This window comes from Azospirillum sp. TSH100 (assembly GCF_004923295.1).
In the GTDB taxonomy this organism is placed as follows: domain Bacteria; phylum Pseudomonadota; class Alphaproteobacteria; order Azospirillales; family Azospirillaceae; genus Azospirillum.
Genome location: NZ_CP039640.1, coordinates 120,962 through 140,337 on the forward strand (window position 1 = coordinate 120,962; position 19,376 = coordinate 140,337).

The window sequence follows — 19,376 nt, forward strand, 5'->3', positions numbered from 1 at the left end:
CTGGTAAGACGCCCCCTGTCGCAGACGGCGCGCATTTTTGTATCTGGCCGCTTTGTATAGACAACGGACCCGCGTGCTGACAACGCGCTGCGCGCGCTCTGACAACACGCTCCACACGCTGCGGCAGTCTTGCAATCCCACCCGCCAGCCGCTACTGAACAGCATCGCTGTTCAACCGGTTCCTGTCATGGCCCCCCCGTTCCTGTCCGTCGATCCGGGTCGGCCGGCAGATGACACGGTTCCTCCGGTCCGCATCGCGGTCCTCATCACCCACCCCGTTCATTATTCCTGCGCCCTGTTCCGGCGGGTCGCCCGTGAGCCGGGAATCGCGCTGACCGTCCTCTTCGGTAGCGATTCCTCGCTGCGGCCGCATTACGATCCCGGTTTCGCCAGATCCGTCGAATGGGACGTTCCGCTGACCGATGGCTTCGACCACCGCATCGTCCCTGCCTGGGGCGCCGATGCCACCCCATCCTTCTGGTGGCCCTTCTGCCGCGACCTGCGCCGCATCCTGAAGGAAGGCCGGTTCGACTGGCTGTGGATCCACGGCTACAACCGTCCATCCCACTGGCTGGCGATGGCCTGGGCGCGGTCGCTGGGCATCCGCGTGATGATCCGCGACGAGGCGCACGACGTCAGCCGCAGGCGCAGCTGGCTGAAGCGGACCGTCAAGCCGCTCTATTTCGCGGCGCTGAACGCGGCGGCGGAGCGGTTTCTCGCCATCGGATCGCGGAACGCCGCCTACTACCGCCAGCTGGGGATTCCGGACGGCAAGATCGTTTCCGTTCCCTACGCCGTCGACAACGCCTTTTTCCAGGCGGAGGACGGCACCGGCCGGGCAGCCCTGCGCCAGGAACTGGGGCTGCCGGACGGAGACCCGGTGATCCTGTATGCATCAAGGCTGCTGCGCCGGAAGCACCCCGACCTCCTGCTAGAGGCCTTCCGCCGCCTGTCCCCGGCCGCCGCGGCACGACGGCCGCATCTGGTCTATGTTGGCGAGGGCGAGATGCTGGCCGTCCTGAAGGAGACGGCGCACGGTCTCGATACGGTCCATTTCGCCGGCTTTCGTGGGCAGCGGGAGCTGCGCCGTTTCTATGATCTATGCGATGTCTTCGTGCTGCCATCGGTCGGCGAAAGCTGGGGGTTGGTCGTGAACGAAGCGATGAACCTGGGCAAGCCAGTGGTGGTGTGCGATCAGGTGGGCAGCGCCCACGACCTGATCCGCCATGGCGAAAACGGTTTCAGGGTTCCCGCCGGCGATGTCGACGCCCTGGCGGTCGCCCTGTCGGCGGTTCTCGCCGATCCCGAGCGGGCCTCCCGCATGGGCGCGCTCAGCCGCACCATCATCGACGAGTGGGATTTCGAGGCCGACTTGCGTGGGCTGCGGATGGCGGTCGGCTTGCCGCCGCGCAACCAGGAGGCATCATGACCGCTGCGAACGCAAAGCTACGGAACGCCGGACTTGGCATTCTGGTCTGCCTTGCGGTCGGGTTTCCGGTCGGTGTGGACATCGATCTGGTCGGACGGCTGACCGGCACCGAACTGGTGCTGATCCCCCTGGTGGCGCTCGGCCTGCTGGCGGGACGCTTTCCGCCCATCGAAGGGCCGCTCCGCACGCTGCTGATCCTGGCGCTCGTCTGGTGCGGCGCCCAGTATGTCAGCGACATCGTGAACGGCAGCAGCAGCGCGAACATGCTGCGCGGGGCGGCACGCTCCCTGATGACCGTCATGCTGCTTCTTGGCTTCTGCATCTGCTGCGGCAACAGGATCCGCAACATCCATGCGACGTATGTCGCGATGGCGGTGGGGCTGGTGGCGGGGGCCTATCTCAACCCGTCGCTCTATGCCGAAACCGAGCCTTGGAAGTTCGGGTATGGCGTCGGGACGACCATGCTGCTGGTGGCCGGCGCCGGATGGCTGTGGAAACAGCGGCTGTATCTTCCGGCCCTGGGGCTGTGCGGAGCCATCGGACTTCTCAACCTGCAGCTTGGTTTCCGCAGCATGGGCGGCATGGTCTTCATGACCGCCATTCTGCTGGGGCTTTCCCTGGCGCTGGGCAATCGCAGGCGCGTCATTTCGGCCTGGGGCGCCTCGCTGCAAATCGCAGTGTCGGTCCTGGTTCTCTCCGCCGGCGGCGTTCTGATCATCGATCTGTACGCAGGCGCGGCCCAGCAGGGGCTTTTGGGTCAGCAGGAGCAGGAGAAATTCTTCGATCAGGTCGATGACCGCGGGGTGCTGCTGTCGGGCCGGTCGGAATTGCCGATCGCCATCGAGGCGGTGAAGGAAAAGCCGTTCCTGGGCCATGGCTCCTGGGCGGAGGATGAATATTATTCAACCCTTTACTGGCAGCAGTCCGGCCAACGGGTCGACGACATGCTGCCGGAGGAACGGGATCTCATTCCCACCCATTCGCACCTGATGGGCGCCTGGGTGGAGGGCGGCATCCTGTCGGCGCTGTTCTGGTTCTATGCCCTTTTCCTGTTGGCCCGGACCATCCTGGTGCTGATCCACAACAGGTCGCTCGCCGATCCGATCGTCATTCTCACGCTGGTCATGCTGGGCTGGGCCATTCCCTTCTCGCCATACGGTCTGACCAACCGGGTGATGAGCAGCTTCGCCATCGTGGTGGCGGTCACATTGCTGCGGCTGGACGCCGAATCACAAGCCTCCGCTTCCAGCAGCTCCGCCGGCCGGACACGGCAGGGAAACGGCCGATGAGGATGTCCATCGTCACCCTCAGCCACAACCAGGCGGAGTTCCTGGAAACGGCGATGCTGTCGGTGCTCGACCAAGACCATCCGGACATCGAATATATCCTGGTCGACCCCGGTTCGACGGACGGCAGCCGTGCCATCATCGAACGCCACCGGCACCGGCTCGGCCATGTCATCCTTGATCCAGACGACGGACCGGCAGACGGGCTGCGGCGCGGGCTGGCGGCCGCCACCGGCTCCCTTTTCGGCTTCCTCAATGCCGACGACAGGCTGCTGCCCGGCGCGGTGACGCAGGCGGTCCGTGCCTTCGCCGACAACCCGGAGGCCGACGTGGTCTATGGGCACGGCATCATCGAGGACCACCGCATCGGCCGGCGCTATACGGCGCATGCCAGCCGGCCGCCGCTGACGCCCTGGCTGCTGGCCTTCGGCGGCCTCAGCCTCGTGCAGCAGAGCATGTTCTTCCGCACCGACGCGGTGCGGGCGGCGGGCGGCTTCAATCCGGCCAACCGCACCTGCTGGGACGGAGAACTGCTGGCCGAGCTGGTGCTTGCCGGTGGACGTTTCCACCGCATCGACGAGGCCCTGGCGGTCTTTACCCTGCACGGCAATTCCATCTCCGGCTCCGGCCGTCTGAACGCGGTGTATCAGGAGGAGCAGGCCCGGATCACCTCCCGGCTTCTGGGGCGCGGACCGGCTCCGGCCGATGGGCTGCACCGCGCCGTTGCCCGGCTGCGGAAATGGTCACGGGATCCGGTTGCCACGCTGTGGCGGCTGCGCCGCGCCCTGAATGGTGGCGGAGAACCGCTGCGGAGCAGGGCGGGCGGCCCATGATCGGTGTCGCCTTGCGCAACCGGCTGCGCCGGATCGCCCGGCACGTCGATCCCGGATACCGACTGCGTGGCCTGCCGCGCCAACTGCGCGGCGCCCTGTTCGCCCGCAGCCGGCCGGTCGCCACCCCGGAGGATGGCAATCATCTCATCGCCGGCGTCATCCGCGACGGACGCCCCGCCGCCATCGGCAAGATCGGGAATTCGGAGCTGCGCCTTGCCTTGCGCTGGATGAGCGGCAGTCCGGTACGTTTCCCCAATTGGCTGCGGGAAGAGGCGCTGGTCGGGCCGGGCGTGTTTCCGGCCGACGACCGGACATTGGGCCGCTTCTGCGAATTCTGGCTGGAGAGGCTGGGCACCCTCGACCTGCTGGGGGTCTGGTACAATGCCGGCGAGGCGCGGGTGGTGCGCGAGGCCGCGCCGGAGGCCCGCTGCATCGGCCTGGAAGCGCTTGAACCCTACCGTTTTGCCGAGCCATGGAGCCATGCCCTGGCCGGCCGTCGGGTCGTGCTGGTAACCCCCTTCGCCCGCACCGCCGCCGTCCAGTATGAACGGCGCCATCTTCTGTGGAGCGGGAAGCCGACACCGCTGCCGGATTTCGACCTGCGCATCGTCGCCGCCCCCTTCAGTCCGGCTCTGGTTCCCCCCAGCCATCCCGACTGGTTCGCCCGCTGCGAGGACTTGGCCAGCCAGCTCGAACGCAGCCCGTTCGACGTCGCACTGATCGGGGCGGGAGCCCTGTCGATTCCGCTGTGCGCCCATGCCAAGCGGCTGGGCAGCATCGGCATCCACACCGGCGGGTCCACCCAGGTCCTGTTCGGCATCCACGGCCGGCGCTTCGACGACGATGCCCTCATCGCCGGGCTGGCCAACCCGCATTGGCGCCGGCCCTTGCCGGAGGAAACCCCGAAGGCCGCCGGGCTGGTCGAAAACGCGGCCTACTGGTAAACTGCCCTACCCTTCCCCGCTCGGTCCTTTTCCCGCCGTCCCATCCGCCCAAGCAGGGCGGCGGCGGCATAGAGCGCCGGCGGGGCCAGGTAATAGAGAGAGGGATTGTCGGTCGCCATGCGGACCGCCGCCCCCGGCACCAGGATCAGCCCGAGCGCGGCGGCCGTAACCGCGAACAGACCCCAGACATCCATGGGCCGGACCACCGGCAGCGTGGCCAGCAGCAGCGCCGCGGCCGGCAGGGCGGTATCGAGCCAACGCAGCGGCGGCGGCATGAAGTTCAGGATGTGCGACGGCAGGAAGGCCGCCGGATCATAGAGATAGAAGGGCAGGATCAGGATGGCGGCGGCCGTTCCGGCGGTAAGGGCGAAGGCCGCGGCCGACCGCAGTCCCTGACGCCGCAGTGCATGGGCGGCAAGCGCGACGGCGGCCACCGCATAGATAGGACGCGAGCACAGCGCCAGCCCCAGGAATGCAGCCTTCGCCATGGCGGAAGGTCCGCCCTCTCCCCGTTCGATGGCGCCTGCATTCACCCAGACGGCGACGCCGACATACAGGCTGGTCAGAACGAAATCCCCGCCGGTGACGTAATCCTGGAGAAAGGCGATGTTCCCCAGGGTCAGCAGCGGCAGCAGCAGCCAGCGGGTGCGCCAGCCCGACAGCGCGCGGGCGGCCAGCAGGATGCAGCCGGCGCCATAGACGAAATTCTGGATCGCCACGCTGCCCATCAGGTGGAACGGCAATCCAAGGAACAGCGCCCCCGGCATGGGGGAGAGGCGGCCACCGAAATAGGTCCGCTCGTAATAGGGATAGCGCAGGTCCAACAGTGCCTGGATCCCGGCGGTCAGCGCCTCGTCCCGGTCGCTGCCGCGGCCATAGACTCCCGACTGCGCCAGCGGATAGACCACTGCCAGCAGCACCGCCATCACCAGAATCCACCCAGCCGCCAGCAGCCATTCCCGGCGCTGAACGAGCGGGGCGAGCCGGTCGTGACGTTCGATCGCGAAGATGACGGCGCCGGCCAGCACCAGCCCGACCGCATAGGCCCCCGTCAGCGGCCATCCGAGGAACTTGACCGCGAGTTCGGCGGAGGGGACGAACAGCAGAAGCGCCAATACGGTGACGACGGGGCCTTTTCCAGCGGGTGCCATCGTTGTCCTGATCCTTATCTGGCCGCAGGCAAGAAGTGCCCGGTCGTGATAGGAGAAAGAGGCTGCCCGCCTCCACTGAAAAGACTTTCCGATGCCGAGCCTGAGACATGTCGCCGAACGCCTGTCCCGCGGTGTGACGTTCCGGCGCCGGCTGCCGTCCGGCTTCGGACCGGGACGCATCGTCGTGTCGCCCGATGCCGGGCTGAGGCTGCTGCGGCCGGACCTGGCCGCGGCCGAGCCGCTCCTGTTCGACGCCGTCCGCCGGTTGGTCAGGCCCGGCATGAAGATTTGGGATATCGGAGCGAATCTCGGCTTGTTCGGATTCGCCGCGGCCTGGATGGCCGGGCCGTCCGGCGAGGTTCTGCTGGTCGAGGCCGACCCCTGGCTCTGCTCGGTCCTTCAGCGGTCGGCCCATGGGTTGGCCGGCGCCGGCTATGCGCCGGTGACCCTGGCCGCCTGTGCGATGACCGACCGGGCAGGGCCGGTGCGGTTCGAGATCGCCGCGCGCGGCCGCGCTTCCAACTCCATCCGGGGATATGGGCACTCGCAACGCGGCGGGGTCCGGGAGACATTGGTGGTCGGGGGCTGTACGGCGGACCAGATTCTCGACGATGCTTTCCGGCCCGATCTGATCAAGATCGATGTGGAAGGCGCCGAGCTTGCGGTCCTGCAGGGGGCCGCCGGCGTCCTGAAGACACGGCCGGCGCTGGTTCTCGAGGTTGGGGAAGAAAATGCGGACGCGGTGACGGACCTGCTGTCGCAAGCGGGATACCGCCTGCATGACGCCGAGGAGGGAATGCGCCCCGTCGAGCGCTGCCGCTGGGCCACCGTGGCGCTTCCCGCCTGAAGCCCCGTCTGCTTCAGAACACATCCGAGGTGGAAAGGGTGGATGCGCGTTCCAGGTCGGACGAACCCAATGCCGCCCAGCGCAGCAGCGACCTGCGGAAACCGGTCCGCCGTTTCAGCATGCCGTAGGATTCGGTCATCGGATCGAACCCCTCCCGCCACACCCGCTGCGGTCCGATATAGCGCAGCACCGCATGCTCATAGACCACCGCCCGCTGGTTTTCGCTGCGGTAGAGCGGATCCTGGGTGTTGGCGAGCAGCCGCACACCCGCCGTTTCACAGTCGCGCCGCAGCCGGGCGATCCCGGCATTGTAAGCGTCCAGCGAGCGCCGCAGATCCTTGTCCGTGTAAGCGGTGTCGCCGAGATCGGCCATCGGCCGGATCTGGATCGTCGACGGGCCGTAGCAACCGAACACGGACAGCAGCGCCGTCATCTGTGCCAGATTGTCGTTGTTGACCGTATAATTCAGACGCAGCATCGGCCTTTCCAGCCCGGCGGCGCGCTTCGCCTCGACCAGCATGGCGAGGTTGTCGTGCAGGCGCTGCCAGCGGGCGCCCTTCATCAGCGTTTCATAGGTCTCGGCCCGGGTGCCATGGACCGAAACGACGATTTCATCAAGCCCGTGCGCCAGCATCTCGTCGACGGCCGGACGGGTCAGCAGTTGCGCGTTGGTGACCAGCGACACGAAGGGCACGCCATGCCGCTTGGCCAGCCCGACGATCCCCGGATAGCCTTTCCACATCGTGGGTTCGGAACCGCAGCCGATGAAGAGTTGCAGCGCCTCCGGAAAGAAATCGCCGGCGATGCGCTCGACCTGCTCCGGCGTGAAGCGAGGGCCGGCATTTCCGGCATACCATCCGGGATCACTGAAATAACACATGGCACAACGAAGGTTGCAGGCGACGACCGGGTCCAACCGCACGATCGTATAGCGGATCCCAAGCAGATCGGCGGCCAGAACCCCGGCGAATTTCAGGCGATTACTGCGGATGAGCGCATTCAGCTTGAGCAGGGTGCCGCTGTCTGCCTTAATCATGGCGACCTGAATGCCCTTGGGCGATGATCGATTCGAACCGTTGAAGCATGATCGTCCAGCTTAAGCCAGTGGAAAGAACAGCAGCCGGGAGTGTTGGGGATTGCATCAGCCGGCCGGGCATGATTTTTCCCATTCTCCTGTTTGACATACACAACCGGAAAAACGACGATACGCTGCACTTCATTCTGGCTTCGCCCGTCGGGAGTGCATATCCTGCAAAAGAATTTTCTAAAATTGTAATAAAATGTCGATCCTGCAAAACGGCTCATTGCACGCATCTCAGGGTACGACAGCCTACTTGGACAGGCTGAGACGGGCCGAAGCCATGCATTATGGTGTCCTGCTCGCCATGGATGCCGCCGCCGTCCTGCTTGCCTTCGGCGGGGCCGCCCTGCTCGCCATAGCGGTCAATATCGAGACGTTCGGCCTGCCCTATCTCGATTTCATCGCCGACAACATGTGGAACCGGCTGGCGCAGTATCTGCCGCTGGCCGGCCTGCTGCTGCTGCGCCTCCACACCGCCGGCCATTACCGGCGGCGCCTGCCCGCCTGGACCGGGCTGCGGGACGTCGTGGTTGGATGCATGCTGATGCTGCTGGCCGATGGCTTCCTGATGTTCGCGCTCAAGCGCGATTTTTCCCGTCTGTGGCTGGTCGGATCCTGGCTGCTGATCATCGTCCTGATCCCGCTTGCCCGACGGGTCGCGCGCAGCCTGCTCGACAGCCAGGGGTTATGGCGCCTCCCGGTCATCGTGGTGGGCAGCGGCGATGGCGTGCAGGACGCCTGCGAGGCGCTGACCTCCGAACGCAGCCTGGGCTATGCGGTGATGGAGGTGCTGCCGCTGGAACAGGTGGAGACGCGCATCGCCAGCCAGTCCTGGTCGGAATTGTGCGAGAAGCAGGGGGCCAGGCTGGTGGTGCTGGCCCTGTCCGATACCGATATGCTGGGACGCGGGGCGCTGCTTGCCGACCTTGTGCGGGAACGCCTGCCTTTCGCCGTTATCCCACCGCTGCGCGGCCTGCCTATCCTGGGCTTCGATCCGATCTATTTCATCGGCCGCGACGTCATGATGCTGCAGGCGCGCAACAACCTGGGACAGCCGCTGAGCCGGACGGTGAAGCTGCTTTTCGACCTCACGGTAGCCAGCATCCTCGGCATCCTGCTTCTGCCCGTGTTCGCCGTCTTTGCAATGGCGATCGCGTCCGATGGCGGTCCCGTGTTTTACCGGCACCGTCGGATCGGCCGGAACGGCCGCCCCTTCGGCTGCCTGAAATTCCGCACCATGGACCCGAAGGCCGACAGCATGCTCGCGGCCTATCTGGCAGCTCATCCGGAGGCAGCGGCGGAATGGTCGCGCCGCTTCAAATTGCAGGACGACCCGCGCGTCACCAGAATCGGCCGCTTCCTGCGGGCAACCAGCCTGGACGAACTGCCACAGCTGTTCAACGTGCTGCGCGGCGACATGAGCCTGGTCGGTCCGCGGCCGGTCACGGCGCAGGAACTCGATTTCTATGGCCGCGACGTCGTGTTCTATCTGGAAACCCGCCCGGGCATGACCGGCCTGTGGCAGGTCCGGGGGCGCAGCAACACCAGCTATGCCGACCGCGTCCTGTACGACGTGTGGTATGTGAAGAACTGGTCGCTCTGGCACGACCTTGCGATCCTGGCGAACACCGTCCCGGTGGTCATGCGCCGGATCGGTGCATTTTGAACGGCCGCCATCCGGGTGGCCGTCGTTGTCCGGGAGAGGCCGGTCTACCGGCTGCCGCCCGGCTTGCGCCAAAGCCCTTCATCCTGAAGCCCCCCTCCCAGAAGCCGTCCACCGGGATCATAGACAGGGGCCGGACGCGGGGAACGGACATGTTCGCGCGTCCAGCCGGCCAGGGCAGGCAGATCGCCGCCCCGGTAATGGCTGTTGGCGAACGCGAAGAGTCCCCCCGGCCGCAGCCGGTCCGCCAGGATGCCGGTTTCCCGCGCCACCGCCGCGAAGGGCAGGATGCGGTCGCAGCGATCGGGCCAGCCGTCGAGATCGCTGTGGCGGAACACCGCCAGGGCGAAGACGGCATCGAAGCTGCCGGGCTCCTCCCCGGCGGCACTGGCTGCGCACTCGAAGCGCAGGCGCGGATCACCGCCCGCCCGGCGGTGACGTTCTCGGGCGCGGGCGATGTTGGCGGGATTGATGTCCAGCCCGACGATGGCGGCGGCGGGAAAATAGCTGCGCAGGGCGAAGACCTCGTCCCCATCGGCGCAACCGAAGCTCAGAAGCCGCAGCGCCGGCCCATCGACCAGCGGGCCGCCCAGCAGGCCGGCGGCCTTGCCGAACAAGGTGCCGTAACGGTCGGGAGCGGTGATCGCCTCGGGCTGGAACAGGCCCGCGGGTGGACGCAGGCGCAGGCGCAACCCTTCCCGCCAAGCCCGGTCGCGCAAATGACGCAGGCTGCGGAGCCAGCAGCCCGGCGCCGTGCGCAGGAAGGCCCGCCTCAGATCCCCTGGTCGCATCATGGACGCCCGGCACTGTCGGATTCCGGCCCTTATGCGAAGCAGCTGGTCTCCTGTCAAGCCGGAGGCCTGGTCCGGGCCGGCCTGGCCCCCGCGCATGGACAAGCCGGAAGCGGCAGCCCTATGTTCGGCGCTCGGATTCACGCTTCAAAGCGCTTCCGGTGTCATGCGACCCAATTCAACAAAGCTTGCGCCCTTTCCATGGAGCAATGGACGATGATCCAGCTTTCCAGTGTCGTATCAATCAATGCCGATCTTCTTTCCACGGAGATCGAGGGCGAATTCGTCATGATGGACATGGACAGCGGACGCTATTTCAATCTGGACCGCATCGGTTCCGTGATCTGGAAGACCCTGGAACAGCCGCGGGAGGTCGCCGACCTCTGCCGGTTTCTTGGCGAACACTATGAGGCGCCGGCCGAGGTGATCGAGCGCGACGTTCTGGATCTGCTGCAGCAGATGGCCGACAGGAAACTGATCCGCCTCCATGACTGAGGTTGGGGCGACTGGAGCTGAAGCGACTGAAGCCGGGGCGGTTGCCGATCAGGCGGCAGGACACCCAGCCTGCGCACAGCCGGTCCCGGTCGGCCTTCATCATCGGGGCGACCGCATCATCGCCGATTGGGCAGACATCGCGGGCACCGACCCGACCTTGCCTTTCCTGGCCGACCGGATCGCCAGGGCGGGTGCCGTCTGGCAAGCCGACCTGCCGGAGGCGGATGGAGCGCCCGAACCGGCAGCGCTGATCCTGCATGCCGGGCGCTGCGGCTCCACCCTGGTTTCGCGCGGTCTGTCACTGCTGTCGCGCTGCCATGTCCTGTCCGAGCCCCAGGCGCTGAACATGGTCCTGAGCGTGGACGGCCGCTGGCCTTTCCTGCCGCCGCCCGACCGGCATCGGGCGCTGCGTCAGGTGGTCGCGGCACTGGCACGCGCCAAACGGCCGGATCAGGACCGGTTCATTCTGAAACTGTCCAGCTGGAACGCCCTGCACCTGCCTTTGCTGGAGGCGGCCTTCCCAGCGGTGCCGAAACTCTTCATCTACCGTCAGCCGGAGGAAATCCTCGTCTCCTTGCAGGATGGACCGGCCGGATGGATGCGCCGGGCGGCCAATCCGGCGCCGGCAAGCCTGTTCCTTGGCCTGCCGCCGTCGCAGGTCCGGCGTTCCCCCCTCGCGTTCGCCGCCCAGATGCTGGCCAGATCAATGACTCTGGTGGCCGACAGCGTGATGCGGCAGGCGTCCGGAAACTGGCTGCTGGTGCCCTACGGCAGCCTGCCGGGCGCCCTGACCACGGAAATCCTGCCCTGGCTGGGACTGACGGCCGAACCGGACGAAGCGGCGGCCCTGGCCCGGTCCGCCGGCATCGACGCCAAGGATCCGGCAGGCTTGCGGCCCTTCCGGCCCGATGATGGGCACAAGCGGGCGGCCGTTTCGCCGGAAGTGGCAGAGCTTGCGCGCGATCTGTTATGCACCCCTTACGAACGGCTGGAGGGGCTGCGCCTGCTGACCGGCAGGATCGAACGGTGATGGACGTGTTTCGATACCAATATGGCGGGCTGGTCCTCCAATCCGCGGCGGCACTGCCCCTGGCGCCCGACATCGACCCGGATCGGCCTGCCGACGTTACGGTGACCTTCGGCCCCCTGCCCATCCCCACGGCCGACTGCGTCCGGGCCAAGCCGCATTTCCAAATGCATGCCGACGGAACCTGCATCCTGCGCACCCTCCAGGGCATCAGGTTCCTGTTCGACAATGGTCGGGCGCTGCGGGTGGAGGTGCCGGACGGGCTGGACCGGCGGCTGGTGCGAAGCTGGCTGATCGGGCCGGGCCTGGGCATCCTCCTGCATCAGCGGGGACTGCCGCCCCTGCATGCCTGTGCCGTCACGCTGGGGGAGCGCGCCGTCGCCATCGCCGGCGACAGCGGGGCAGGCAAAAGCACGACGGCCCGCGCCCTGATGCAGCGGGGCCACCGGCTGTTGGCGGAGGATCAGGCCGTCATCGACCCTGTCACGGGACGGGTATGGCCCGGCGCCCCCGACCTGCGGCTGTGGGCGGAGGCGGCAGGCGCCTTCGGCGACCCGATGACGGAAGACACCCGCCTCGAAGCGGGAGAAGACAAGTTCACCATCGCGTCGGACAGGCTGTTCGATCCGCGGCCCCGCCCGCTGGCGGCGCTGTTCGTGCTGTCGTCGGATCATGCGGTGGAGCGGCCCGTCGCGGAACGGCTGGGATCCGCCGCCGCCACGGCGTCCCTGCATCGCTATGTCTACCGGCTGCGGCTGGCGACCTTCATGGGCGCGACGCCGGTCATTTTCCATTGGGCCGCGGCATTGACGGCCGGCGTGCCGGTCTTCGCCCTGCGCCGCCCCAGAGACCTCTCGCGGCTGGACGAGCTGGCAGCCCATATCGAACGGATCACGGAGAACGGAGCATGAGCGCGATTGCCGGCGTCTGGTATCCGGATGGCAGGCCCGGCGCGAAGGCCGATTGCGAGCGGGTCGGCCGCGCCCTTGCCCTGTACGGCCCGCACCGCGAGGGGCTGTGGAATGGCGGGGAGATTGCGCTCGGCCACCGGCTGATGCGCTTTCTTCCCGAAGACCGCTTCGACCGCCAGCCGCTTGCCGGAAAAGGAGGGCGCCTGCGTCTGGTCGCCGATTGCCGCATCGACAACCGCGAGGAACTGGGGCGGGCCATGGGCATCGCTCCGGCCGAACAGGCGCTGATGTGCGACGCCGCCTTCATCCTGGCGGCATTGGAGCGCTGGGGCGAAGACGCGCTGGGCCGTCTGTGCGGCGACTTCGCCTTCGCCGCCTGGGACATGGACGCCCGTACCCTGCTGCTGGCCCGCGACCATGCCGGCGCCCGACCGTTGCATTACCATGTGGGACGGGGCTGGTTCGCCTTCGCCAGCATGCCGAAGGGGTTGCTGGCCCTGCCCGACGTGCCGACCGGCCCCGATCCGGTGCGCTTGGCCACATGGCAGATGCTGTTTCCCCTCACCGGCCCGCGCAGCTTCTATCAGGGGGTCAGCCGGCTGGACATCGGTCATCTGGCCATCGTCACCCCGGACGGCCGGATCGAGCAGCGCCGTCACTGGAACCCGCTCGGAGTGCCGCGCCGGCGGGTTCGCGGCGAGGAGGACGCCGATGGCCTGCGCGATGTTCTGGAGACCGCGGTGAAAGCCCAGCTGCGCGGCACCGGCGGCACCGCCCTGATGCTGAGCAGCGGCATGGACAGCACCGCCGTCGCCAGCTGCGCGGCACCGCTGCTGGCGCAGCAGGGGCGGCGGCTGCACGCCTACACCAATGTCCCCGTGCCGGGGGATCATCCCCCCCACCATCCCCTGCTGCGGGCCGACGAGGGGCCGCTGGCGGCGCTGATGGCTGCCCGGTATCCGAACATCGACCACCATCTGGTCCATGCCCACGATGCGGATCTGCTGCCGGTGATCGAGAAGATGATCTTCCTGGCGGACCAACCCGTCATGAATCCGCTCAGCACCGCCTGGGTCTACGAGATCTACAGCCGGGCGGCACGGGACGGCGCCCCCGTGGTGCTGACGGGCATTCTGGGGAACATGGGGCTGAGCTATACCGGCGAACATCTGCTGATGCGGCAGGCGGCGCGCCTGCAATGGCTTTCCCTGTGGCGCGACATGGACGTCCTGATTTCGGCGGGCATCCACCCGGACCGCAAGGCGGCCCTGCGCGCCGCCTTCTGGCCCCTGATGCCGTCCTGGCTGCTCTCGGTCCGGCGCCGGTTGCTGAACAGGACGCCGAACATGCTGGAGCTGATCCCCACCCGGCTTGACAGGCTGGAAACCCTGGGCCTGCCCAACGACGCCTGGAGAAAGTCGGCGATGTTCAGGAGAGTGCGGAGCTGGCCGGAATGGCATGAGTTCATGATCGGCTGCCGCGATTCCGGTCCCTTGAACGCCGCCGCCAATGCCGGATTCGGGGTGGATCGCCGTGACCCCACCAGCGACCGCCGGGTGCTGGAATTCTGCCTGTCCCTGCCGGAAGAGCGGTTTCTGCGCAACGGGCGCTGCAAGGACGTGTTCCGCCGGGCCTTCGCCGACCGGATCCCGAAGGAGATCCTGGACAATCCGCAAGTCGGAACGCAGACCGCCGACTGGAAAGCCATCCTGCTGAAAGCCCGCCCGGCAATCCGGGAGGAGCTGGCGCGGCAGGCCCGCATCGGAAACTGTGCCGATCTGGTCGATCTGAACAGCCTGCGCACAAGCGCCGACACGCTGGAAAGCGCAGTCACGAGCGACCCCGCATCCCTTCGCCGTCATTTCATGAAACTGACCCGCGGCCTGTCCGCAGGTATCTTCACCCGGCGGGCCAGCGGCGGAAACTGACGCTGGCCGGACGCAAGGGCCGCGCCCTCAGTCTTCCTCGAGGAGGATGAGGGACCGGCGCGCCAGACTGCCCACCGAAGCGCGGACCGCCTCCATGGCGAGGCCGGTCAGCGCCGGCAGATCGGCGATCTGACAGGCTCCCCGATCCAGCAGGGCGGCGAGGACGGCCCGTTCCTGCGAATCCAGCCTGAGCGTACCGCCGTTGACGGGAATGGCAGCCTCTCCCTCGGCCGGCAGGGAAACATCCTGGCGCAGCATGGGTCGCGCCCAGACGTCGGGAGCCAGTTCGGACGACAGGCCGAGATTGAACGGGGATTTCGCGCGCCGGTTACGCCCGAAGGCGGACAGGAACGACCCAAGATCGAGCGTATCGGCCAGATGCCTCAAGGTGGCGCGCAGGGTCTGCTCATAGCGGCGCATGTCCTCCGCCGTGCCGTAGACGGGGACGTCCGGGTCGAAGTCGATGCCAGGCATTCCATCCTTGGCCAGCCATTGCAGCAGATCCGTTCCCCGTGGCCACAGCAGGGCATTGGTGAGGTGCAGGCAGGCCTCCCCCTCCACCGATGCCCGGTGCACGTCGCCGCGCGGCACATACAGGATATCCCCCGGTTCGAGGACATCCTCCCATTGCGGGGGGCCGAGCGCCTCGTTGGGAACCACGGCCGTCTTCGCATAGGCATCCGGCCGGTGCCCATAGCAGAACCAGCGCTTGCGTCCGTGAAGATGCAGGATCAGCACGTCGTGGGTGTCATGGTGGGTGCGGAAGGCGCTTTCACGGCCGAAACTGGCGTAGATATTCGTCTGTACGCGGGCCATGAGCGACCGTTCCATCATCGCGTTCAACGCGGCGATGGCGGGAATCCCATCCACATCGTTGATGGCGATGCTCAACCCCTCGTGACAGAAGCGCTGCAACTGGTCCGGCAGCCCCACCCGCTTCAGATCCTGGTTGATATAGGTCCACATCTCCCGCGGCAGATCGCGGCCCCGCCGCACCATCCGGGTCCGGTCGTCCAGCAAGCGGTCGGAGCCAAGCATGTGGTTGAAGGCGGACCAGGGCAGAAGATGCCGGAACAGCTCCCTGTTGCCCGTCCGAAGATGGAGTCTGCGACGCTCGCGGACCGCGGCATGGAGTTCGGCCGGGTCATGGGGAGACAGGAGAGCCTGCAAGGAGGCAATCATGGAGATGCTCTTCTGGATGACGCCCCGGCACGGTTCGACAACAGAGTAGCGCCGGATCATGCCACCCGGCGGCTGACCGCCGCATCTCAGCCATGGCGCCGACCGCACCCGCTGTTCCGCCCCGCTCAGGTGTAAAGTCCGGGGAACTTATAGGTCACCGAAAATCCCAATCAGACGGCTTCAGCCTGAAGCCGTCTGATTGGGATCCTGATCGGCGACGGCGTTGCTGTTGGCCTGCGTCACGGTGACGATATCCACCTCTTCCAGAACCGGCCGGATCCAGGCGGCTTTGACGCAAGCCCCCTCCTTGCGCGGGCCTTCATCGGAGGGAAGCTTCGTCGTCATCTTCAAATCTCCAAAACGCGACGTCGGTCGTTGAGGTCGAAAATCGGCCATTTGCGGATTAGCGTCAAGCTTTCATCCCCATGGGGAATTTCCACCGCGTCGACGCCCCTCCTGACACGCTATCCGAATGCCGGGATTTTCACCTGTCCGTGAAGGCGTCGGTTTTTCCGGGCGGACCGCAGCCGGGAGTCCGAACCGCATGCACCAGCGGGACAGGCCCGCGGAATCAAAGCTTCAGATCCGAAGAAGCAGCCCAATTCTCCACCAGGCTTCCGACACCTTCCTCAAAAAATTTCGTCATATACATGCCGTTGTATGGAAAACTGCTTGGCCACCTTTCATTTATAGAAATACACATGTTGAACTTTTTGATTTCAACGAGTACCATCAAATTATTTTCACAATACCTTTTGCAATCATTGCAAATTTTCTTCGTGCTTTCGCCATGGGCACGCCACGCAAGACTCTTTCGAGTTGTGTTATCGAAAAATATATCGATCATGAGATATGATCTTCGCTAACAATGCAACGTCAAGCCTAAAATCAAATGTATTTTACCCGTTTATAATAGACATCGACATAGGGGATGGGACATCCTTTCGCCGGCCCGCCCTGGGCCAAACGGCCGATAGCCGTGAGCGTTGAAAACCAGGGAGGATATGGTGGCTGACTATTTTCTTGGTGAATTGAGGCTATTCGGGTTCGCTTGGGCCCCGGCGGATTGGGCATTGTGCGACGGCGCCACTCTGACGATTGCGCAGAACGCGGCACTGAACAGCCTGCTGGGCTCTACTTTTGGTGGAGATGGAAAAACAAATTTCAATATTCCCGATCTGCGCGGCCGGACGCCGCTGGCCATGACGACCAACTCGAACAGGCCCGCCAACGCTCCCATCACCACCTATCAGGCCGGAAAAGCGGGTGGATCGGAAACGGTGGTAGTGACGACATCACAGCTTCCGGCGCACACGCATTCCTTCAAGGCGAGCAGCAGTCAGGCAAATTCAGCCACGCTGCGCGGCAGCATTTTCGCCGATGTGATCGATAGCAGCCCTACCTACTGCTCCACCACCGCATCCACCACCGCTTTGGATCCGGCGTCCATCGATACTGGGGGCGGGAACGCCGGGCATGCAAACATCCAGCCGTTCCTTGTGCTCAATTACTGCATCTGCACATCGGGAATCTACCCGTCTCGGAATTGATTTCCGGTCTGTTCTGCAAGGAGATTGATTATGGTGGATTCTTTTGTTGGCGAAATAAGGATGTTCATGGGGTCTTATGCCCCTGAATATTTTGCAATCTGCAATGGTAATGCGCTCGGCGTGTCACAGTATCAGGTTCTTTTCTCATTGATCGGCACCACGTTCGGCGGCAACGGTACCACGAATTTCTGTGTTCCGGACATGCGCAGCCGGGTCCCGGTCGGCCAGGGGCAGGGCACGAACCTGACGAACCGTGTGCTGGGAGCTACAGGTGGCGCCGAAGAGGTGGGCCTTACCGGCGCCACTATGCCGATACATACCCATACGATGGTGGCCACCACGACCACCGCCGATGTCCAGTCGCCAAAGAACGCGCTTCTGGGCGCCCTTACCGGGACTGACGCACAATTCGCACCGAACACGACCGCAGCCAACGCACAATTGCGTCCGATGGCCACCAGTGTGATCGACTCTGCCGGAAACGGCGTCCCTCACTCTAATATTATGCCCTGTCAGCCGGTCAATTTCATGATCTGCACCCAGGGTACTTACCCGGTACGGGCGTAATCGAAGGAGTTTCGGTCATGGATGCATTCACCGGCGAAGTCCGTATTTTCGGATTCAGCTACAATCCTCAGGATTGGGCCTACTGTAACGGAGCTCAGATTCTGATCCAGCAGAACCCAGCTCTTTATTCTATCCTCTACACCCGTTATGGTGGCGATGGGAAAAACACATTCAACTTGCCAAATCTTCAGGGAAATATCCCCGTCGGATTTGGCCAGGGTACGGGTCTGTCCTACTATGGCATGGGAAAGCTGTACGGTCACGAAAGCGTGACCCTGAACTCGACAAATATTGGAAACCACACCCATCAAGCCAATCTGGTGACGGTGAACAGCAGCGCAAAAACGGCGAGTCCGGCGACGGCGGCTCCTCTCTCCATGGGGACATCGGTCCTGCGCAACAACATCAACGTCAACAGCTTCGTTCTCGCTCCGACTGTCCCGGATGTCACCATGAACTCGACAATGATACAGCCTGGGGGCGGCTCCCTGGCGTCGGTGGCAGCGCACGAGAATCGCCAACCCTATCTGCCGATGAATTTCTGCATCTGCGTCAACGGCATGTATCCAGTCAATCCGAACTGACAAGTGCGGCAGCCTGATCATGAAGACTGACGAGCCTTTCCGGCTGCCAGGGGTGGATTTTCCGCAGCGGGCGCCCAGTCCGCTGCGGTTTCCGCTGCAGCCCACCCCGGAGATGACCAGCCACGGGATCAGTCTGCGGATGGAGACGCCGGGGGATATTCCGTTCATTCGAAGTCTCTATGCCGGCAGCCGCGCAGCGGAGATGATCGCCCTTGGCAATATGTGGGACCGCGATACGAAGCAGGACTTCGTGGAGAAGCAGTTCTCGTATCAGTACATCCACCATACGTCCCACTACCCTGGCGCGGATTACGCCATAATCCTGCGCCAGGGCCGTCCAGTGGGCCGGATTTATCTTTACTGGAGCCAGGGTCACGCTGGTCCGTCATGCCGGCTTTTCGACTTCCTCATCCTGCCAGACTGCCGTGACATGGGAATCGGCAGCATGATCCTTGCGGCTCTGCTGCGACTTGCTCGCTCCATGCGGGCCAGCATCACGCTGAATGTCGATACGACCAATCCGGCCCGCCGTCTCTACAGCCGTTTCGGCTTCGTGGAGGAGGCTCCCGGATTTCGCCAGGCAACCCTTGCGATGCGTTGGCAGGACGGCCCCATCAGTCCGGGGCTGCGCCTCACCGGCTGAGTCTAAAGGGAAAAGGTGGTGTGATGGAGGAAAGTGTCTCCCCTTCCATCACACCACCCCAATCAACAAGCCGCCAATCAAGAGGGATCGTCAGTTGAAGCAGGCCTGATAAACCATAAGTCCACTGTCCGAATCCGGTCCGAGGGGGGTAATGAAGATTTCCATCGCACCCAGGGCAGGATTCTCCATCGGGTGGATCATCTGGTTCAGGGTCAGATTCGGCGTCGTCCCCAGGAACAGCAGAGAGAAAGGGACCCGTTTGCGCCGGGGATCGTCGTCCATCCGGCCAATCTTCACCTCGGTCAGCACCAGATCTTCCGTAACATCCGGCCAGCGAACGGTGAAATTCTGCTTCACAGCCGGACTGAAAGTCTCGTGGGTCACATCGGCCAGAGATAGAAGATCGGTCATACGCTCAACTCCTTGCCCGTGCGGTCGGTGCACGATAACGGATTGGCGGATCG

General features: G+C 65.0%; 20 protein-coding genes. 14 read left to right on the top strand and 6 right to left on the bottom strand.

The window, feature by feature from the left end:
* The first annotated feature begins 187 nt into the window (after positions 1 to 187).
* The 4 genes from E6C72_RS30665 to E6C72_RS30680 are packed head-to-tail and all read left to right on the top strand — an operon-like array spanning position 188 to position 4,492.
* On the top strand, positions 188 to 1,429 hold the full coding sequence (locus tag E6C72_RS30665) for a glycosyltransferase family 4 protein (protein WP_109085382.1): 1,242 nt from the start codon (positions 188 to 190) through the stop codon (positions 1,427 to 1,429).
* Positions 1,426 to 2,718, top strand: coding sequence for an O-antigen ligase family protein (locus tag E6C72_RS30670; protein ID WP_109085381.1), 1,293 nt, complete (start codon positions 1,426 to 1,428; stop codon positions 2,716 to 2,718). Before E6C72_RS30665 ends, E6C72_RS30670 begins: the two co-directional genes overlap by 4 nt.
* On the top strand, positions 2,715 to 3,548 hold the full coding sequence (locus tag E6C72_RS30675) for a glycosyltransferase family 2 protein (protein WP_109085380.1): 834 nt from the start codon (positions 2,715 to 2,717) through the stop codon (positions 3,546 to 3,548). The genes E6C72_RS30670 and E6C72_RS30675 overlap by 4 nt, the downstream gene beginning before the upstream one ends.
* Positions 3,545 to 4,492 (top strand): hypothetical protein, encoded by a 948-nt coding sequence (locus E6C72_RS30680; RefSeq protein ID WP_109085379.1) that lies wholly within the window; start codon positions 3,545 to 3,547, stop codon positions 4,490 to 4,492. The genes E6C72_RS30675 and E6C72_RS30680 overlap by 4 nt, the downstream gene beginning before the upstream one ends.
* Here E6C72_RS30680 and E6C72_RS30685 read toward each other — a convergent pair.
* The gene (locus tag E6C72_RS30685) at positions 4,483 to 5,643 is read right to left on the bottom strand and encodes a hypothetical protein (RefSeq protein WP_136700883.1); all 1,161 of its coding nucleotides are present in this window, start codon (positions 5,641 to 5,643) and stop codon (positions 4,483 to 4,485) included. The two genes, E6C72_RS30680 and E6C72_RS30685, sit on opposite strands and share 10 nt — an antisense overlap.
* Before the next feature lie 91 nt (positions 5,644 to 5,734).
* Between E6C72_RS30685 and E6C72_RS30690 the strand changes: the two genes are divergently transcribed.
* A complete protein-coding gene (locus E6C72_RS30690; protein WP_109085377.1) occupies positions 5,735 to 6,490 on the top strand; it encodes an FkbM family methyltransferase in 756 nt (251 codons plus the stop codon).
* Positions 6,491 to 6,503: 13 nt separating this feature from the next.
* Here the strand turns inward: E6C72_RS30690 and E6C72_RS30695 are convergent, their stop codons facing one another.
* Entirely contained in the window at positions 6,504 to 7,526 is a 1,023-nt protein-coding gene (locus tag E6C72_RS30695; protein ID WP_109085376.1) for a radical SAM protein, read from the bottom strand.
* 325 nt (positions 7,527 to 7,851) lie between these two features.
* Between E6C72_RS30695 and wbaP the strand changes: the two genes are divergently transcribed.
* The gene (gene wbaP / locus E6C72_RS30700) at positions 7,852 to 9,237 is read left to right on the top strand and encodes an undecaprenyl-phosphate galactose phosphotransferase WbaP (RefSeq protein ID WP_158280147.1); all 1,386 of its coding nucleotides are present in this window, start codon (positions 7,852 to 7,854) and stop codon (positions 9,235 to 9,237) included.
* Positions 9,238 to 9,281: 44 nt separating this feature from the next.
* Here wbaP and E6C72_RS30705 read toward each other — a convergent pair whose 3' ends face one another.
* On the bottom strand, positions 9,282 to 10,028 hold the full coding sequence (locus E6C72_RS30705; RefSeq protein WP_158280146.1) for a trans-aconitate 2-methyltransferase: 747 nt from the start codon (positions 10,026 to 10,028) through the stop codon (positions 9,282 to 9,284).
* Positions 10,029 to 10,241: 213 nt separating this feature from the next.
* Here E6C72_RS30705 and E6C72_RS30710 point away from each other — a divergent pair, with 213 nt between their 5' ends.
* The 4 genes from E6C72_RS30710 to E6C72_RS30720 are packed head-to-tail and all read left to right on the top strand — an operon-like array spanning position 10,242 to position 14,386.
* Complete coding sequence (locus E6C72_RS30710; RefSeq protein ID WP_109085373.1) at positions 10,242 to 10,520, top strand: PqqD family protein; 279 nt, start codon at positions 10,242 to 10,244, stop codon at positions 10,518 to 10,520.
* Complete coding sequence (locus tag E6C72_RS30715; RefSeq protein WP_199228728.1) at positions 10,513 to 11,550, top strand: aspartyl/asparaginyl beta-hydroxylase; 1,038 nt, start codon at positions 10,513 to 10,515, stop codon at positions 11,548 to 11,550. Before E6C72_RS30710 ends, E6C72_RS30715 begins: the two co-directional genes overlap by 8 nt.
* A complete protein-coding gene (locus E6C72_RS31935; protein ID WP_158280145.1) occupies positions 11,550 to 12,458 on the top strand; it encodes a hypothetical protein in 909 nt (302 codons plus the stop codon). The genes E6C72_RS30715 and E6C72_RS31935 overlap by 1 nt, the downstream gene beginning before the upstream one ends.
* Positions 12,455 to 14,386 (top strand): asparagine synthetase B, encoded by a 1,932-nt coding sequence (locus E6C72_RS30720; RefSeq protein ID WP_158280144.1) that lies wholly within the window; start codon positions 12,455 to 12,457, stop codon positions 14,384 to 14,386. Before E6C72_RS31935 ends, E6C72_RS30720 begins: the two co-directional genes overlap by 4 nt.
* Positions 14,387 to 14,413: 27 nt before the next feature.
* Here the strand turns inward: E6C72_RS30720 and E6C72_RS30725 are convergent, their stop codons facing one another.
* Entirely contained in the window at positions 14,414 to 15,568 is a 1,155-nt protein-coding gene (locus tag E6C72_RS30725; protein WP_109085370.1) for a JmjC domain-containing protein, read from the bottom strand.
* Positions 15,569 to 15,748: 180 nt separating this feature from the next.
* Positions 15,749 to 15,913, bottom strand: a complete 165-nt coding sequence (locus E6C72_RS31940) for a hypothetical protein (RefSeq protein WP_158280143.1) — start codon at positions 15,911 to 15,913, stop codon at positions 15,749 to 15,751.
* Positions 15,914 to 16,572: 659 nt separating this feature from the next.
* Here E6C72_RS31940 and E6C72_RS30730 point away from each other — a divergent pair.
* From E6C72_RS30730 to E6C72_RS30745, 4 genes are read left to right on the top strand one after another with little or no spacing between them, the layout of a single operon-like run.
* Positions 16,573 to 17,118, top strand: a complete 546-nt coding sequence (locus E6C72_RS30730) for a phage tail protein (RefSeq protein ID WP_109085369.1) — start codon at positions 16,573 to 16,575, stop codon at positions 17,116 to 17,118.
* Positions 17,119 to 17,148: 30 nt separating this feature from the next.
* Positions 17,149 to 17,685, top strand: a complete 537-nt coding sequence (locus tag E6C72_RS30735; RefSeq protein WP_109085368.1) for a phage tail protein — start codon at positions 17,149 to 17,151, stop codon at positions 17,683 to 17,685.
* A gap of 17 nt (positions 17,686 to 17,702) precedes the next feature.
* The gene (locus tag E6C72_RS30740) at positions 17,703 to 18,269 is read left to right on the top strand and encodes a phage tail protein (protein WP_109085367.1); all 567 of its coding nucleotides are present in this window, start codon (positions 17,703 to 17,705) and stop codon (positions 18,267 to 18,269) included.
* Between the two features lie 19 nt (positions 18,270 to 18,288).
* Positions 18,289 to 18,912, top strand: a complete 624-nt coding sequence (locus tag E6C72_RS30745; protein WP_109085366.1) for a GNAT family N-acetyltransferase — start codon at positions 18,289 to 18,291, stop codon at positions 18,910 to 18,912.
* Positions 18,913 to 19,002: 90 nt separating this feature from the next.
* Here E6C72_RS30745 and E6C72_RS30750 read toward each other — a convergent pair whose 3' ends face one another.
* Positions 19,003 to 19,323 (bottom strand): hypothetical protein, encoded by a 321-nt coding sequence (locus E6C72_RS30750; RefSeq protein ID WP_109085365.1) that lies wholly within the window; start codon positions 19,321 to 19,323, stop codon positions 19,003 to 19,005.
* Positions 19,324 to 19,376: the final 53 nt, after the last annotated feature.

Excerpts from the sequence above, each read along its gene's own strand:
- E6C72_RS30665 (WP_109085382.1), top strand. The coding sequence starts at position 188 with ATGGCCCCCCCGTTCCTGTCCGTCGATCCGGGTCGGCCGGCAGATGAC.
- E6C72_RS30670 (WP_109085381.1), top strand. The coding sequence starts at position 1,426 with ATGACCGCTGCGAACGCAAAGCTACGGAACGCCGGACTTGGCATTCTG.
- E6C72_RS30675 (WP_109085380.1), top strand. The coding sequence starts at position 2,715 with ATGAGGATGTCCATCGTCACCCTCAGCCACAACCAGGCGGAGTTCCTG.
- E6C72_RS30680 (WP_109085379.1), top strand. The coding sequence starts at position 3,545 with ATGATCGGTGTCGCCTTGCGCAACCGGCTGCGCCGGATCGCCCGGCAC.
- E6C72_RS30685 (WP_136700883.1), bottom strand. The coding sequence starts at position 5,643 with ATGGCACCCGCTGGAAAAGGCCCCGTCGTCACCGTATTGGCGCTTCTG.
- E6C72_RS30690 (WP_109085377.1), top strand. The coding sequence starts at position 5,735 with ATGCCGAGCCTGAGACATGTCGCCGAACGCCTGTCCCGCGGTGTGACG.
- E6C72_RS30695 (WP_109085376.1), bottom strand. The coding sequence starts at position 7,526 with ATGATTAAGGCAGACAGCGGCACCCTGCTCAAGCTGAATGCGCTCATC.
- wbaP (WP_158280147.1), top strand. The coding sequence starts at position 7,852 with ATGCATTATGGTGTCCTGCTCGCCATGGATGCCGCCGCCGTCCTGCTT.
- E6C72_RS30705 (WP_158280146.1), bottom strand. The coding sequence starts at position 10,028 with ATGATGCGACCAGGGGATCTGAGGCGGGCCTTCCTGCGCACGGCGCCG.
- E6C72_RS30710 (WP_109085373.1), top strand. The coding sequence starts at position 10,242 with ATGATCCAGCTTTCCAGTGTCGTATCAATCAATGCCGATCTTCTTTCC.
- E6C72_RS30715 (WP_199228728.1), top strand. The coding sequence starts at position 10,513 with ATGACTGAGGTTGGGGCGACTGGAGCTGAAGCGACTGAAGCCGGGGCG.
- E6C72_RS31935 (WP_158280145.1), top strand. The coding sequence starts at position 11,550 with ATGGACGTGTTTCGATACCAATATGGCGGGCTGGTCCTCCAATCCGCG.
- E6C72_RS30720 (WP_158280144.1), top strand. The coding sequence starts at position 12,455 with ATGAGCGCGATTGCCGGCGTCTGGTATCCGGATGGCAGGCCCGGCGCG.
- E6C72_RS30725 (WP_109085370.1), bottom strand. The coding sequence starts at position 15,568 with ATGATTGCCTCCTTGCAGGCTCTCCTGTCTCCCCATGACCCGGCCGAA.
- E6C72_RS31940 (WP_158280143.1), bottom strand. The coding sequence starts at position 15,913 with ATGACGACGAAGCTTCCCTCCGATGAAGGCCCGCGCAAGGAGGGGGCT.
- E6C72_RS30730 (WP_109085369.1), top strand. The coding sequence starts at position 16,573 with ATGGTGGCTGACTATTTTCTTGGTGAATTGAGGCTATTCGGGTTCGCT.
- E6C72_RS30735 (WP_109085368.1), top strand. The coding sequence starts at position 17,149 with ATGGTGGATTCTTTTGTTGGCGAAATAAGGATGTTCATGGGGTCTTAT.
- E6C72_RS30740 (WP_109085367.1), top strand. The coding sequence starts at position 17,703 with ATGGATGCATTCACCGGCGAAGTCCGTATTTTCGGATTCAGCTACAAT.
- E6C72_RS30745 (WP_109085366.1), top strand. The coding sequence starts at position 18,289 with ATGAAGACTGACGAGCCTTTCCGGCTGCCAGGGGTGGATTTTCCGCAG.
- E6C72_RS30750 (WP_109085365.1), bottom strand. The coding sequence starts at position 19,323 with ATGACCGATCTTCTATCTCTGGCCGATGTGACCCACGAGACTTTCAGT.